The organism is Bradyrhizobium sp. CCBAU 11357, from assembly GCF_028128865.1.
Classification (GTDB): Bacteria; Pseudomonadota; Alphaproteobacteria; order Rhizobiales; family Xanthobacteraceae; genus Bradyrhizobium.
Window position 1 is genome coordinate 1 of the sequence record NZ_LBJW01000015.1, and the last position, 13903, is coordinate 13903.

Sequence of the window (13903 nt, forward strand, 5' to 3'; positions counted from 1 at the left end):
CTCAGAACAACGGAATCATGGTTCGGTGCACCGCTCAAGCAGTTCTGCAACAAAATCGGCCCGTTGCTGCCATGCTGGGTTGCCGGTTGGATGTCCGGGGTTGGCGGTGAACCAGACGTAACCAGCCGTCGTCTCAGTTTGACCCTTAGCGGTCATGGCGCAACGCAGAATATTGCCGCGCTCGACTGCGCCTCCAACACCCGGGACTCCCATGCCGCGATGTGGTAATGCTTCGACCTTGGATTTAGCGTGGTCCTGAGCCTCTTTGGAGGGCTGCATGAGACGGCGCGATTTCATCAGTCTTCTTGGCGGTGCGGCGGTGGCATGGCCGCTCGCTGCGGCGGCACAGCAGAGCACCAATAAGAAACGTCTTGCCATCTTCAGCCCATCAGAGCCAAGCGCGGACTTGCATGAGAATAGCGAAAGCAAATTTTCTCGAACCTTATTCGCCGAGCTTCGGCGGTTGGGGCAGATCGAGGGAAAAAACGTCAAGGTCGAACGTTACGGCCGGGAGCAAAACACGTCCGGCCCCGAAGCCTTGGCGACAGAAATCGTTCGAAGCGACCCGGATGTCATCTGGGTTGTTGGCCCGGGCGCTGTCATCTTCAAAAAGCTAACATCGCGTATTCCCATCGTAGCGATAACTGGTGACCCCGTTAAGCAAGGGATCGCTGACAGTCTGGCTCACCCGGGCGGCAATTTCACGGGAGTTAGCGTCGACGCCGGTCCATCCCTTTATGGAAAACGGATCGCACTGCTGCGCGAGATGTTTCCAACGATGTCGAAACTTGGCTGTCTCATTCTTGGATTGCAATGGAATGGACCAATTACAGGTCCCGCAATCCGCGCGGCGGCCGAAACGACAGGCCTCCCTCTCGCGGTGTCTTTGCTAGAAATCGGTACCAGCGAAGCAGGCTATCGGGTGGCGGTCGAAAGCATCTCCCGCGAAGGTGCAGATGCGGTCATGGTCGTCGAGTCGCCTGAGCTCTTTCAAAACGCCGCTCTGATCGCCAAGTTGGTCGGCGAGGCGAAGCTTCCGACGATTTTTACACATCCTGAAGCCGTTGAAGCTGGGGGCTTAATGGCCTACTCCTTCGACCTGATCGAATTGTATAAGCGCGCCGCCAACACTATCGACGCAATTCTCCGAGGAGCAAACCCCGGCGACATCCCGATCTACCAAGTAACCAAACACGAGTTGTCCATCAACCTCAAGACAGCCAAGCAGCTGGGGCTTTCCGTACCTCCTGCGCTCCTCGCGAGCGCCGATAAGGTAATTGAGTGAACAAGCAAACGTCCGCTTCTGGGCCCTTCTCGGACCTCACGCATTGTCTGCTTTCGCGCCGCTATCGGGAGGTAAGCGGACATAGCGGATCTTGTAAGTAGATTCGCTAAGCATCGTTTGACACGTCGGGCAAAACACCGGCAGAATGGTATCATCGGGCGCTAGGCGATCACGTCTTCCTTTTCAGCCCCTCGCGCCACGATTTTCAATATGTTGTCTCCAAGCGGCCGCTGCAACGCCTTGGCTTCATCCCAAGGGGCCCGCAGCCACACGTCCCATTCCTCCGCGCTCGTCAGGATCACCGGCATGGCCTTGGGATGGATCGGTTCAACGACTGCATTCGGGTTGGTGGTAAGAAATCCGTAGACCTCATGCGGTCCCGGAATGGGTTTGGACTTCGTGCCGCGTTCGCCGTTGAACGTGGTCCAGATACCGGCGAACGCGTACAGCGGTCGCGCCTCCGCAAGCGCAAACCAAACGACATCCTTCTTCTTCGTGTCAGGGTTCGGCTCGGGCGCATACTCGGCAAAGCTATTCGCCGGCACGAGGCAGCGGTGCTCAGGCTTGAGCCAGGCTCGCCAATGCGGCGACGAGGTGTTGCGGATGTTCGTGACGGGCGGACCGCCCTTGCTGGGCGGCGGCGGCATGCCCCAGCGCATCATGACCAGCTCGCGCTCGCCGCCGGCATCGCGAATGACAGGGGCGGGGTAGTCCGGAAAGACGCCGGGCATCGGCGGCAAGTTGCCTTCGTAGCGGCGGACGATGCGGAAGAGGTCGGCGATGGCGGCCTGATTGGTGGTGATCGAATATAGATTGCACATGAGTGGAATTGTCTCTTATCGCTCGCCCGGCCACCAGGTCGTAGGCGGTTGGCTGGCTGAAATCTTTGTCGGCCGCAGCGCCACAAGCTCGCTGCGCTTGTAGGGACGCCCCCGCATCTGCGAACATTCCTTGCAGCGCATGTAGCGTTCAAGCTCGTGGATCGGAGTCGTTTTTGGACGCCTAATGATCTCGAGCGCTATGGTCTGGTTGGTGTCGCAGCCATGACAGCGGACCTCGAGGTATGGGTATCCTCCGTTGATCGCATCGCCGATCGTCGGCGAGGGCTGCGCCGGTCCCTTGTAACCGAGCATGCGGCTGTTCCAGGCCACGCAGGCGAGCTTGTCAGCTTCCTTGCGCGCCTCCCTGGCGCGCTCGGCTGACATCTTGATCTGAGTGCCGAAGAGATATTGGCGCGACTTCGTGGACATGCGGTCATCAAAGGCATGAGCCCGCAGGGTTTGGCAAATTATCGATTCCTGGTAGGCGAGGAAGCCGGCGAGCTACTGCCTCTCGTGGCTGTGGACAACAACGCTGTCAGATGCTCACCAACTGTCGGCCGGTGCCTTTATGGACATTCGGTTGCCGGCTAGCCTCAGCCCGTCCAATCCACTGGTAGAGCAAGAAGTCGCTTGCAGGAGCCGATTGGCATTGACCCGTCGGGCAAAACACTGGCAGAATAGCATCATCGAGACGAGTTTGTTTGCACCCGCGCCGGTTCTCCCGCCGCGGGTTTTTTGCGTCTCGATTCAGGATGATCGGATTAAATTTCAGACGGATTTTCCAAATGACTGAAGTGGTGAACTACAACCTTCTTTCCCAGAATGCTCTCGCGAGGGCGGCGGCCCGCCGCGCTCTAAAGCAGCGCACGCTAACCGAGATCAAATCCCTGGCGCGAACTCACACGAATGTCGCCATCAAGACCCTCGTGCAGATCGTGCGCAACAAGGACGCTCCCGCCCATGCCCGTGTGATGGCCGCCAACGCCATTCTCGATCGGGGATGGGGCAAGCCGTTGCAGCCGATTGCGAGCGAAGACGAGAACCCCATAAGGTTCGTGCACCGCATCGAACGGATGATCGTGCATCCGGGCGACGACGTGACGATGGAGGCACATATCGAGGAGAGCGTGCGAGCACCGATCAGTGTGCTTGGCAGCCTCGGCGGGGTGCGCGAAGAGGATGCCGATTATGAAGAGCTTTGGCTGGAATCGCAGGAGCAGGCATGAGCGATATACTTCAGCAGTTGCTTCAAACGCGGGTTGAGCCAGGGCCGAAACCCGAATGGCCGCGATGGATCGCCGACGCACTTGCTTGCAAGCCTGAGAGTCCGGCGCTGGTGGACGCCTCGCCAACCAAGCCGGTCTCACCGGAGGCCGAGGATCAGCGCAATATTCGGGTATTGACCCGCGTATCGAACTCTTGAAGCTCAAGCCCGCGGGATAGTGCGGGCTTTAGACAGCCGATGTCGGCTGCTGGGGTCCGAGTGGACATGTTCTAAGGGCCAGAGCATTTCAGCATCTGACCAAAGCCGACGTGGCCGAGCCGTCATCTTGAATGCGCGAGCACTTTCAGCCCCTATCGAAGCGCTAGTCTGACCCGCTATGATGTCGGTTCGAGCGGGGGAAATGGGCATGAGGCGGCGGGAATTTTTGATCCCAGCGAACATGGATTATTTCATTCAATCTCACCCCAAGAGAGTACGTACGCTAGCCAAGTGGCTCGGCGTGATTGCTGCCGTTGTTTGGCTAAATCAACATAATGCCAGCGCTCAGGGGTTGTTTGCTGCTGCTACAGGCGCAAAGGATCTGACGTTTCCCGATTCTCCGTCCGCTAGCCCAGCAGACGGTTCACGTATGATCTTGCTCAAACCGAAGGGAGCGGGACCGTTTCCTGCTATGGTCCTGCACCACCAATGCGCCGGTCTGCGCACCAAAGGCGGCCCGAACAGGTCGATGGGCGCCTGGGCGCAAGCTGCGGTTCAGCAAGGCTTCGTAGTGCTTTTGATAGATTCCCTAGGACCTCGCGATGTCGATATGGTGTGTTTGGAAGTGAAGAAGGGCGTTAACTTTCCGCGCGGTGTACGCGATGCTCTTCAGGCTGCTGATCACCTACGAGCCCTTCCATTCGTCGACAAGCAACGAGTCGCCCATGTAGGGTTTTCCTGGGGTGCAATGGTCGCGCTGCTGGGCAGCAGCAGCAATTGGCGAGCAGCTGCGCCAGGGAGTGAGGCATTTACAGCAGCTGTGGCGATGTATCCCGGTTGTTTCTCAATCCAACCCAAAGCAGGCCCTCCATATGAAATCGTTCAGACAAAGATTGACCGTCCTACTCTAGTCTTGATGGGCGATAAGGATACCGAAACGCCTCCTGAAGAATGTATTCCCAAACTTCAAGCGGCAAAGAACGCAGGTGCACCCGTTGAGTGGTACACCTTACCGAATGCTACGCATTGTTGGGACTGTCAGCACCTGAACGGGTCCTCAAGGATCGATTTTCGTGGCACTAAAGTGATCTACCGATACGACCTAAGCGCAACGCACGAGGCGCGGCGACGAATCTTCGCGTTTCTGGAAAAAATCTGGGGCACCGGCCGCTGACAGTGCCCGGCTTGCTGCAATCCTTACACCATTCCAATCGCAATGCGCTTCTTCGCTCTCACGATGTCAACTGTTGGCCCATGGCTGCCGCGTCCCGCGGCCGAGGATATGTCGGCTATCAGGGGCAGACCCGACTATCTCAAACGTCATCACCGGAGAGGTCGGCCACGAGCGCAGCCAGTAAGTACCGGCTGCGGACCTAACCCGCGCTGAGCCGCACGCCGGCACGCAAGAACTTCTGCGGATCCACCGCTTCGCCTTCGATGCGGGTCTCGTAGTGCAGGTGCGGACCGGTGGAGCGGCCGGTCGAACCGACGAGGCCGATGACCTGGCCGATCTTCACGACCTCGCCGACCTTGACGTTGATCTCGGAGAGATGGCCGTAGCGGGTCGAAAGCCCGTTGCCGTGATCGACCTCCACCATGCGGCCATAGCCGCCGGACCAGCCGGCGGACACCACCTTGCCGTAGGCGGTGACGCGGACGGGGTCACCGCTGGCGGCGCGGAAATCGAGGCCGGTGTGCATCGCGGGCCGACCCAGGAAGGGATCGCTGCGCACGCCGAAGCCCGAGGTGAACTCGACCTCGCCGATGACGGGCTTGCGGTAGGGCACCAGCGCCAGCGTGCGGTTGAGACGGTCCATCTCGGCGCGCGTGGTGTGGATGCGATAGAGCTGCTTCTCGAACGGGCCGGCATTCGCCGTCAATTTGACGGGGACGAACGGGCCGCCCATCGCGCTGCGCGGCACGGCGGCTTCGAGATGGGCAAGGTTCAGGCCGAGATCGCTGACCACGCTGCGCATCCGGCGCATGCGCGAATCCATGCTTTCTTCGACGGCGCTGAGCGTCGCCATCTGGCGCCGCTCGACCTGATCAAGCGAGGTCGTGAGCCGGACCAGCACGTTGTCAAAACCCTGGTTCCTGGCGAACTGGCTGGTCGGCGCCGCCACAACGCTCGGCGCGCGCGATTCGAGGCGCGCTTCGCGATCCGGCGGCGCCACGAAGATCACGGTGTCACTGATCGGCGAGGGTTTTGGCGTGGTCGGGCTTGCATCGCTCCGCTGCGGGGCGGCGCGGGGAATCGAGCCGGTCACGTCGGGCATGGCGCCGAGCGCCGTGGCCCGGGACTCCAGCGCCGTCTGGCGCTTCATGATCTGGTCGAGCTTCTGGTCGAACTGTTCCTGGTCGAGCAACTGGCGGCTGGTGGTGCGATCGACCTTGGCGCGCAGCTCGGCGATGCGGTCCTCATAGGCGTATTGCATCTCGGCCTGGCGGGCGATCAGCCGGGTCAGGACGTCGTCACGGAACGCGAAATAGGTGGCAGTGGCTGCCGACCACAGCCCGAGCAGCACCACGGTGCCGACCACGATCCAGAACACCACGGGCCCGAAGCGGACCTGCTTGCCGGCATGAACGATGGTGTAGGCATCGTCGGGGGCGGGCAGGGGAATCGCGGTTGCCGGCGCCGGGACACCCAGGCGGCGCTGGAAGGCCCGTCCGTGGTCGTGGGGATGATGTTGGGGGTACTGCGAATATTGGGCAGAACTTTTCGACATCGGCACTCCCGCGCCGGTCGGATGGGTTCCTTGCGGCTCAATTGCCGCAGCAATCTGGGCCGGTCATGGTTAATTTTCCGCAAATGGGAACGCGCGAATTTAAAGGATTGGTTAAAGGCTCCTTGCCGCCTCCAGCACCTGGTCGGCGTGGCCGTCGACCCGGACGTTGCGCCAGATCCGCGCCACCTTGCCGTCGGTCCCGACCAGGATCGTGGTGCGAAGAATCCCAAGGAAGCTCTTGCCATACATGGACTTTTCGCCCCAGGCGCCATAGGCCTCCAGCATCTCATGCGTCTCGTCCGAGATGAGGGGCACGCCGAGCTTGTGCTTGTCGCGGAACTTCTCCTGGGCCTTTAACGGATCGGCGGAGATGCCGAGCACCGCGGTGCCGGCAGCGGCGAAGGCGTCGGCCAGGCGGGTGAAGTCGATCGCCTCTCTGGTGCAGCCGGGCGTGTCGGCCCGCGGGTAGAAGAACAGGACCAGCTTCTGGCCGGCATAATCCGCCAGCGTGACCACGTCGCCGCCATCGCGCGGCAGGCTGAAGGCGGGGGCCTTCTGGCCCTCGGCCAAGCCGGACTTCAAGCCGGACTTCAAGCCGGACTTCAAGCCGGACTTCAAGCCGGACTTCAAGCCGGACTTGGCCGCGGCCGGAGAGGAGGCCGATTTGGAGGATTTTAACTGTTTCGATGCGGCCTTATGTGATCCTGCTTTTGCTATGGTCGCGGCTGATTTGCGTGCCGGTGTCCGCTGCGTTTTCGCGGACCTTGTTTGAATGGATGCCCGCGTTTTTGCGGTCTTCTTTTTGGCGGTCGGACTGCCGGAGGGCGTTTTGGACGATTTCTTTCGGGATTTCTTGGACATACGCCTTCCTTTCGACGCTTTCGGCAGGTCAACCGAAGCGGTATTGCAGGTCTTGTCTGGCGAGCCGGAATCGCGCCCTTGGCTGGGCAAGTCTGACGACGCCGGAGTATGGTTACAAGGAATTCCACGCACCACCCCACTGCTCGTTGAACGCGCTCCCGGGGCGAAATGACGAACAGCAGGAATATTCGAGGTATGGCGGCAGTGCCGGCGCAGGGAGCGTCACTTCCCGCGAACGGCTGCGGTCCCGGCGGCGCTCAATCCTATGACGGGCGCCTGTATCGAGAAGCAATGGCAAGGAATACGTCGCCCCAGGACTACAACCGGGATCTTGATCGGCGCGGCGGCCAAGTTGAGCCGCAGGAATGGGACGACGCCGACTGGGATCCGGATCAGGAAGCGGCGGCGGGCCATCGCGCACGCCGGCTGCTGGCGCGTTCCGGTTCGGGCTTCCTCCGCATCGGTGACGGATTCGGCGCGTTGCGCCGCCGGGCGGGTGGGGGGCGCTGGCTGAAGCGCACGGCCGTGGTTATCGCCACCATCATCGTCATTTTCGTCGGCTGTTTCGGTGCGCTGTGGTGGCGGCTCGGCGCCGGTCCCATCAACCTGGACATCGCAACGCCCTGGCTCGCAGCCGCGATCGAGGACAATATCGGCCACGGCAACACGGTCGAGGTCGGCGGCACGCAGATCGAGCGTGCCGGGCGGGTCCGCATCGCCGTGCGCATCCGAGACATCATCGTTCGCGACCGCGATCATGCCGTCGTCGCCAGCGCGCCGAAGGCCGAGGTGAAGCTGTCGGGTGCGGCCCTCCTGATGGGCCACCTGCGGGCCGAGAGCCTCAACCTGGTCGATGCCGAGCTCGCCATCCGCATTGCACCCGACGGCACCGTCACCGTGTCCGCCGGCGACACCGCAAAGCCGCTGGCGACCGGTGTCGCGTCCAAGAAGGACGCGGGCCTGCCGCCGACATTCCCGCGCAGCGGCGTCCCCCCGCCGCCATTCGCGACCGCGCCTGCGGGTCCGGATGCATCGCAGGCCGCACCGCAGGCGACCGCGCAGAGCGGCATCCTCCAGGGGCTCGACTGGCTCGACAGCCTGAGCATGACGGGCCTCGACGGTCAGAACCTCAACGAGATCGGTCTGAAGAACGGCGTCCTGGTCGTCGACGATCAGCAGCGCGGCAGCAGATGGTCGTTCGAGAACATCACGCTCAGCCTGCGCCGGCCGAGCCGCGGCGGCGTCGCGCTCAGCCTCGGCGAGGAGGGCGCGCGCCCGTGGATGCTGCGCGCCACGATCGGCCCGGCCGAGAACGGCGTGCGCTCGGTCGACATCAAGGCCGACAAGGTCTCGACCTCCAACATCCTGCTGGCGCTGCGGGTGAAGGATCTCACCTATACCGCCGACCTGCCGCTGACCGGCGAGCTCAAGGGCGAGCTCGGCCGCGACGGCGTGCCGACCTTCTTCCGCGGCAAGATCGCGGTCGGCGCCGGCAACATCATCGACACCGACACGCCCGACTACCCGATGGCCATCGACTCGGCCGAGATCAATGTCGAGTGGGATGCGAACCGGCGGGTGCTGGTCGCGCCGTTCAAGATTCTCTCCGGCGCGAACCGCCTGACGCTGCTGGCGCATCTGGAGCCGCCCAACGGCACCACCAATGACTGGCAGCTCGGCTTCAGCGGCGGTTCGATCCTGCTTGGCGGCATCGACAACGAGCCGCCACTCGTCTTCAACCGCATTGCGATCGGCTTCCGCTTCGACACCGACCACAAGCGCATCCTGCTGAAGCAGGCCGACGTCTCCAACGGCGAGATCGGCGTCGCCGGCACCGGCGCGCTCGATTATTCGGGCGAGCCGCGGCTGACCCTCGGTTTTGCGGGCACGCCGATGTCGGCCTCCGCCTTGAAGCGGATGTGGCCGACGCTGATCGTCCCCGAATTGCGTGAATGGGTGATCGAACGAATCGAGCGCGGAACGCTTCAGCGCATCGAGATCGGCGTCAACTCGCCGACCAGGAACCTGCCGCGCAAGGGCCCGCCCATTCCGGACGACGGCCTGTCGGTCAATATCGTGGCGAGCGGCGTTGCGGTCCGGCCCGTGGACGGCATGCCGGTGGTGCGCGATGCGGATCTGAAGGCGCGCGTGACCGGGCGCACCGCGACCGTCAACATCGGGCAGGGCATTGCCGATACGCCCGCGGGCCGCAAGGTCACCATCTCCGACTTCGTGTTCGAAGTGCCCGACATGGCGCCCAAGCCGTCGCCGTCGCGGAGCAGATTCCGTGTCGAGGGCCCGGTGCCTGCGGCCGCCGAAATGCTCGCCAATGATCGCTTAAGCGACCTGTCGGCGACCGTCGTCGATCCCAACACCAGCAAGGGAACGTTCGCGGCGAACATCCAGCTCGGCATGCCGGTCAAGGGCGAACTGACCAAGGCCGACACCACCTATGCCGTCACCGCCGATCTCAACGGCTTTGCCGCCGACAAGCTGGTGATGAACCAGAAGCTGGAAGCCAACAACCTCAAGATATCAGCCAACAACCAGGGCTATCAGGTCAAGGGCGACGTCAAGATCAACGGCCAGGCGGCCTCGCTCGATTATCGCAAGCCGACCGAGGGCGACGCGGACGTCAGGTTGCAGGCGACGCTGGACGATGCCAGCCGCTCGCGGCTCGGCTTCGATCTCAGCCCCGCCGTCAGCGGATCGTTGCCGATCAAGCTGTCGGGCAAGATCGCGAGCGGCGCGGATCAGACCACGAAGCTCGGCGTCGAGGCCGACCTGACCTCGGTCCGGCTCGACAACATCCTGCCGGGCTGGGTCAAGCTGCCGGGCAAGTCCGGCAAGGCCAGCTTCAAGGTGGTGCCGACGGCGCAATCGACGCGTTTCGAGGACATCGTCATCGAAGGTGGCGGCGCCTCGATCAAGGGCTCGCTCGAGCTCGATGCGAACGGCGATCTCGTGAACGCGAACTTCCCGACCTACGCACCGTCCGACGGCGACAAGGCCTCGCTCAGAGTGGAGCGCAGCCAGGACGGTGTGGTGCGCGGCACCATGCGGGGCGACGTGTTCGACGGCCGCGGCTTTTTGAAGTCGGCGATCTCAGGCAATTCCAAGGACGACAAGAACAAGTTGAAGAACCTCGATTTCGACATCGACGTGAAGCTCGGTGCCGTCGCCGGCTTCAACGGCGAAGCCATGCGCAGCGTCGACGCCAAGATGTCGAAGCGCAACGGGGCCATCAAGGCGCTCACGCTGAGCGGCAAGATCGGCCGTGACACGCCTGTCGCGGCAGATCTGCGCGGTGGCCGCGCCCAGGGCAGCCGCGAGGTGATCTATCTGCAAACCAATGATGCCGGCGCGCTGCTGCGCTTCACCGACACCTACACCAAGGCGGTCGGCGGCCAGATGGTGGTGGCGATGGAGCCGCCGTCTTCGGAGCCGAACACGGCGCGTGAAGGCCTCATCAACGTGCGCGACTTCACCGTGAAGGGCGAGGCGCAGCTCGATCGCGTGGCCGCGGGCGCCCCCAACGGCACCGGGAATGGCGTCTCCTTCAGCGCGCTGCGCGCCGAGTTCACCCGGCAGAACGGCGCGCTCACGATCCGCGACGGCGTGGTCAAGGGGCCGATGATCGGCGCCACAATCGAGGGCTCGATCGACTATCCCGGCAACCAGGTCTGCATGAGCGGCACTTTCGTGCCGATGTATGGCGTCAACAACATCTTCGGCCAGATTCCGCTGTTCGGGATCTTCCTCGGCGGCGGCAACAATGAGGGGCTGATCGGCGTGACCTACGAGGTCGTCGGCACGCCGGCCGCGCCCGTGATGCGCGTCAATCCGATCTCGGCGATGGCGCCGGGCCTGTTCCGCAAGATCTTCGAGTTCAACACCGGCAAGCAGAACTCGCCGTTCGAGGAATTCCCGTCGCAGTCGAACGACGGCTCGACCGGATCGACGCGCCAGCTGTCGAGCGGGTGCACCGTCGCGCGGCGGTAGGAGCGGGGTCCGCGGTCTTACATCGCGGTCAGATTCGATTGCAGCCATGAAGTAGGATGCGCTCCCTATCCCGCTTGCGGGAGAGGGCTGGAGAGAGGGTGCCTCCGCAGAGAGACTCCCGATGAGGAGAAAGCCCTCACCCGGCGTGCGGGACGATGCTTCGCATCGCCCGGAACGCCGACCTCTCCCGCAAGCGGGAGAGGTGAAGCGCAGCCTATGCCGCGCGCACGCCCTTCAGGAACGTTCCGACCTCGCCGGAGAGCTGCTCGGCCTGCTTGGACAGGTTGCTCGCTGCCGCGAGCACCATGCCGGCGGCGTTGCCGGTCTCGTTGGCCGCCGTAGAGACGCCGCCGATATTGGTGGTGACCTCCTTGGTCGCCTCCGCGGTCTGCGAGACGCTGCGGGCGATCTCGGCGGTGGCGGCGCCTTGCTCCTCGATCGCTGCGCCGATCGAGGTGGCGATGCGGCTGACCTCCTCGATGGTGGCGGTGATGCCGCCGATGGCATCGACCGCTTCCTTGGTCGCGCCCTGGATCTGGGCGATCTTGTCGCCGATCTCGCGGGTGGCTTCGGCGGTCTGGCTCGCCAGCGACTTCACCTCGGAGGCGACGACGGCAAAGCCGCGGCCGGCTTCGCCGGCGCGGGCGGCCTCGATGGTGGCGTTGAGCGCGAGCAGGTTGGTCTGCGCTGCGATGTTGGAGATCAGCTCGGCGACGTGCTCGATCTGCTGGGCGCCGTCGGACAGCGCGCGCACGATGGTGTCGGTGCGGCGTGCGCTGTCCACCGCGCGCCCCGTGACTTCGGCGGATTGCGCGACCTGCCGGCTGATCTCGGTGATGGAGGAGGAGAGCTCCTCGGCGGCGGAGGCGACGGTCTGGACGCGCTGGCTGGCCTCGTTGGCGGCCGAGCCGACCACGGCGGCGCGGCGGTTGGTGCCCTCGGCGGTCGACGACATCGACTTGGCGGTGGTCTCCAATTCACCGGAGCCGGAGGCCATCAGGCCGACGAGCTGGCCGACGGAGGCATCGAAGCGGTCGGCAAGCGCGATCAGGGCCTCGCGCTTCTCCTGCTCGCTGCGAGACTTGGCCGCGACCTGCTCGGCCTCCAGCGTGCGGGCCGTGAGCGCGGTCTGCCTGAGGACTTCGAGCGTCTCGGCCATGCGGCCGATCTCGTCGCCGCGGTCGGTCTCCTCGACCGGCTTGTCGATGGCGCCTTCGGAAATCGCCTGCATGCGGTTCTTCTGACGGTCGAGCGCGCCGAGCACGTCGCGGGCGATCAGCCAGGACAGCGCCGCCATCAGCAGCATCAGGCCGACGCCGACCGCGCCAAGCTCCAGCGTAAGTGCGCGCACGTTGGCGTCGATGTCGTCGACATAGAGGCCGTAGCTGATGGTCACGTTCCAGGGCGCGAACTTGCGCGCGAACACGGTCTTGCGGAGCGGCTCGGTCTGGCCCGGACGGGGATAGAGATACGAGGTGACGCCACCCTGGGCGGTCTCGCTGCCGGCCTTGATGATGGCGTCGGCGATCAGCACGCCGTTGGAATCCTTGGCGCCGGTGATCTTGCCTTCGAGCTGCTGATTGGCGCCGTTCACGACGAGCGAGCCGTCCTGATTGTAGACGACCGGATAGCCCTGGTTGCCGTTGAAGTTCATGCGGCGGCCGCGCTGGTGGAACAGGCTCTTGGCCTCGGCCGCCGTCAGCTTGCCGGCGGTCACCTCGTCCTGGAGCGCTTGGGCGTAGTTGTAGAGGAGCTCGACGGCGGTTCGCATCTGCTGGACGCGGTCCTCCATCATGCGGCTCTTGCTGAGCACGGCCGATACGCCGATGATGGCTGTGACGGTGAGCGCCGCAAGGCAGACCATGCTGGCAAGCTTGGTGCGGATCTTCAGATGGCTCAGCAGCTTCATCACAGCCCCTACGGAATGGTTGTTATTGCTCGCAGCGGTAGCATGAAGTTCTTACCAATCATGAATGGAGACATGCGACGGCCTGCCGCGCGGACAGCGTTCGCAGTCGTGTGCGCAATGGTGCAGGCAAATTGCTCTGCCGGCGGGCTGCAGCCGATCTGAGGAAGGGAATCGATCTTGGATTTTGGTGGCTATGGAGTGGAGCCGGACGCGCAATGAATCGATTCGTTCATCGCATCATCATGTCCGTGCTGCTCGTCGCGGCCCTGGTTCTCATGTGGAACGTGCTGGGGACGCGTTGAAACGGCACCGGCGGGTCCGCCGGTGCCGTCCTGCTTGCGAAGTGATCTGGAGGCGCCTCAGCGCCGCGCGAACGCGTCGCCGGCTGCGCCGCTCTCCTTGCCCATCGCGGCATCGACGCTGATCGGCCCGCCACCGGCTGCCGACAGGTAGAGGCAGGCGAAGCAGAACAGGATCGCTGCGGTACCGCCATTGAGCAGCGGCAGGAACACCGGCGCATCGCCCCTGAACATGTGCCCCATGAAGTAGGCGAAGGCCATTTCACCCGAGAGGATGAAAGCGGAGAGGCGCGTGAACAGGCCGATCATCAACAGCCCGCCAACCACCAGTTCGAGCGTTCCGGCCGCGCCATAGAGCGACATCAGTTCGACCTTTGCGAACATCGGCACAGCCGGGAACTTGAACAGCTTGGCGATGCCGTACTGGAACAGCAAGAGGCCGGTGATGAAGCGAAACAGGCTCAGCAGAACCGGTTGAAAGCGAGAGAGAAAAGAAAAGTCCATTTTGGTTTGCCCTCCATCCAATGTAGCGACTTGGACCGCATTCGGTTCCTCCTCGCAAGCCACCCAAGAT

At 63.4% G+C, this 13903-nt stretch carries 13 protein-coding genes; 7 read left to right on the forward strand and 6 right to left on the reverse strand.

The genetic code is table 11. The features are described from left to right. On the forward strand, nt 1-228 hold a 228-nt coding region (locus XI05_RS02735; RefSeq protein ID WP_271498438.1), incomplete at its 5' end, for a hypothetical protein. 49 nt (nt 229-277) lie between these two features. Further along, nucleotides 278-1285 carry an ABC transporter substrate-binding protein gene (locus XI05_RS02740; protein WP_172788672.1) on the forward strand — a complete coding sequence of 336 codons (1008 nt, stop codon included), beginning with the start codon at nt 278-280 and terminating at the stop codon, nt 1283-1285. A 161-nt stretch (nt 1286-1446) separates the two neighbouring features. Here XI05_RS02740 and XI05_RS02745 read toward each other — a convergent pair whose 3' ends face one another. Further along, entirely contained in the window at nt 1447-2106 is a 660-nt protein-coding gene (locus XI05_RS02745) for an SOS response-associated peptidase (protein ID WP_271498439.1), read from the reverse strand. A 15-nt stretch (nt 2107-2121) separates the two neighbouring features. Next, a complete protein-coding gene (locus XI05_RS02750) occupies nt 2122-2535 on the reverse strand; it encodes a hypothetical protein (RefSeq protein WP_271498440.1) in 414 nt (137 codons plus the stop codon). A gap of 356 nt (nt 2536-2891) precedes the next feature. Here XI05_RS02750 and XI05_RS02755 point away from each other — a divergent pair, with 356 nt between their 5' ends. The 3 genes from XI05_RS02755 to XI05_RS02765 all read left to right on the forward strand — a co-directional run bounded on the left by XI05_RS02755 (nt 2892) and on the right by XI05_RS02765 (nt 4703). After that, nucleotides 2892-3332: a hypothetical protein gene (locus XI05_RS02755; RefSeq protein WP_271498441.1), complete on the forward strand. Its 441-nt coding sequence runs from the start codon at nt 2892-2894 to the stop codon at nt 3330-3332. Beyond that, a complete protein-coding gene (locus XI05_RS02760) occupies nt 3329-3529 on the forward strand; it encodes a hypothetical protein (protein ID WP_271498443.1) in 201 nt (66 codons plus the stop codon). The genes XI05_RS02755 and XI05_RS02760 overlap by 4 nt, the downstream gene beginning before the upstream one ends. Before the next feature lie 208 nt (nt 3530-3737). Then, the gene (locus XI05_RS02765; RefSeq protein WP_271498444.1) at nt 3738-4703 is read left to right on the forward strand and encodes a dienelactone hydrolase family protein; all 966 of its coding nucleotides are present in this window, start codon (nt 3738-3740) and stop codon (nt 4701-4703) included. A 199-nt stretch (nt 4704-4902) separates the two neighbouring features. Here the strand turns inward: XI05_RS02765 and XI05_RS02770 are convergent, their stop codons facing one another. Further along, nucleotides 4903-6258 carry a M23 family metallopeptidase gene (locus tag XI05_RS02770; RefSeq protein ID WP_271498447.1) on the reverse strand — a complete coding sequence of 452 codons (1356 nt, stop codon included), beginning with the start codon at nt 6256-6258 and terminating at the stop codon, nt 4903-4905. A gap of 111 nt (nt 6259-6369) precedes the next feature. Further along, entirely contained in the window at nt 6370-7119 is a 750-nt protein-coding gene (locus XI05_RS02775; protein ID WP_260383679.1) for a peroxiredoxin, read from the reverse strand. Between XI05_RS02775 and XI05_RS02780 the strand changes: the two genes are divergently transcribed. Both XI05_RS02780 and XI05_RS02785 read left to right on the forward strand, forming a co-directional pair. Then, entirely contained in the window at nt 7031-7291 is a 261-nt protein-coding gene (locus tag XI05_RS02780) for a hypothetical protein (protein ID WP_271498604.1), read from the forward strand. The genes XI05_RS02775 and XI05_RS02780 overlap by 89 nt on opposite strands. Nucleotides 7292-7314: 23 nt before the next feature. Then, nucleotides 7315-11121: a YhdP family protein gene (locus XI05_RS02785; RefSeq protein WP_271498449.1), complete on the forward strand. Its 3807-nt coding sequence runs from the start codon at nt 7315-7317 to the stop codon at nt 11119-11121. Between the two features lie 214 nt (nt 11122-11335). On the opposite strand, the gene XI05_RS02790 is transcribed toward XI05_RS02785, so the two are convergent. Continuing rightward, the gene (locus XI05_RS02790; protein WP_271498451.1) at nt 11336-13030 is read right to left on the reverse strand and encodes a methyl-accepting chemotaxis protein; all 1695 of its coding nucleotides are present in this window, start codon (nt 13028-13030) and stop codon (nt 11336-11338) included. 359 nt (nt 13031-13389) lie between these two features. After that, on the reverse strand, nt 13390-13833 hold the full coding sequence (locus XI05_RS02795) for a DoxX family protein (protein ID WP_271498596.1): 444 nt from the start codon (nt 13831-13833) through the stop codon (nt 13390-13392). Nucleotides 13834-13903: the final 70 nt, after the last annotated feature.

Excerpts from the sequence above, each read along its gene's own strand:
- XI05_RS02740 (WP_172788672.1), top strand. The coding sequence starts at position 278 with ATGAGACGGCGCGATTTCATCAGTCTTCTTGGCGGTGCGGCGGTGGCA.
- XI05_RS02745 (WP_271498439.1), bottom strand. The coding sequence starts at position 2,106 with ATGTGCAATCTATATTCGATCACCACCAATCAGGCCGCCATCGCCGAC.
- XI05_RS02750 (WP_271498440.1), bottom strand. The coding sequence starts at position 2,535 with ATGTCCACGAAGTCGCGCCAATATCTCTTCGGCACTCAGATCAAGATG.
- XI05_RS02755 (WP_271498441.1), top strand. The coding sequence starts at position 2,892 with ATGACTGAAGTGGTGAACTACAACCTTCTTTCCCAGAATGCTCTCGCG.
- XI05_RS02760 (WP_271498443.1), top strand. The coding sequence starts at position 3,329 with ATGAGCGATATACTTCAGCAGTTGCTTCAAACGCGGGTTGAGCCAGGG.
- XI05_RS02765 (WP_271498444.1), top strand. The coding sequence starts at position 3,738 with ATGAGGCGGCGGGAATTTTTGATCCCAGCGAACATGGATTATTTCATT.
- XI05_RS02770 (WP_271498447.1), bottom strand. The coding sequence starts at position 6,258 with ATGTCGAAAAGTTCTGCCCAATATTCGCAGTACCCCCAACATCATCCC.
- XI05_RS02780 (WP_271498604.1), top strand. The coding sequence starts at position 7,031 with ATGGATGCCCGCGTTTTTGCGGTCTTCTTTTTGGCGGTCGGACTGCCG.
- XI05_RS02775 (WP_260383679.1), bottom strand. The coding sequence starts at position 7,119 with ATGTCCAAGAAATCCCGAAAGAAATCGTCCAAAACGCCCTCCGGCAGT.
- XI05_RS02785 (WP_271498449.1), top strand. The coding sequence starts at position 7,315 with ATGGCGGCAGTGCCGGCGCAGGGAGCGTCACTTCCCGCGAACGGCTGC.
- XI05_RS02790 (WP_271498451.1), bottom strand. The coding sequence starts at position 13,030 with ATGAAGCTGCTGAGCCATCTGAAGATCCGCACCAAGCTTGCCAGCATG.
- XI05_RS02795 (WP_271498596.1), bottom strand. The coding sequence starts at position 13,833 with ATGGACTTTTCTTTTCTCTCTCGCTTTCAACCGGTTCTGCTGAGCCTG.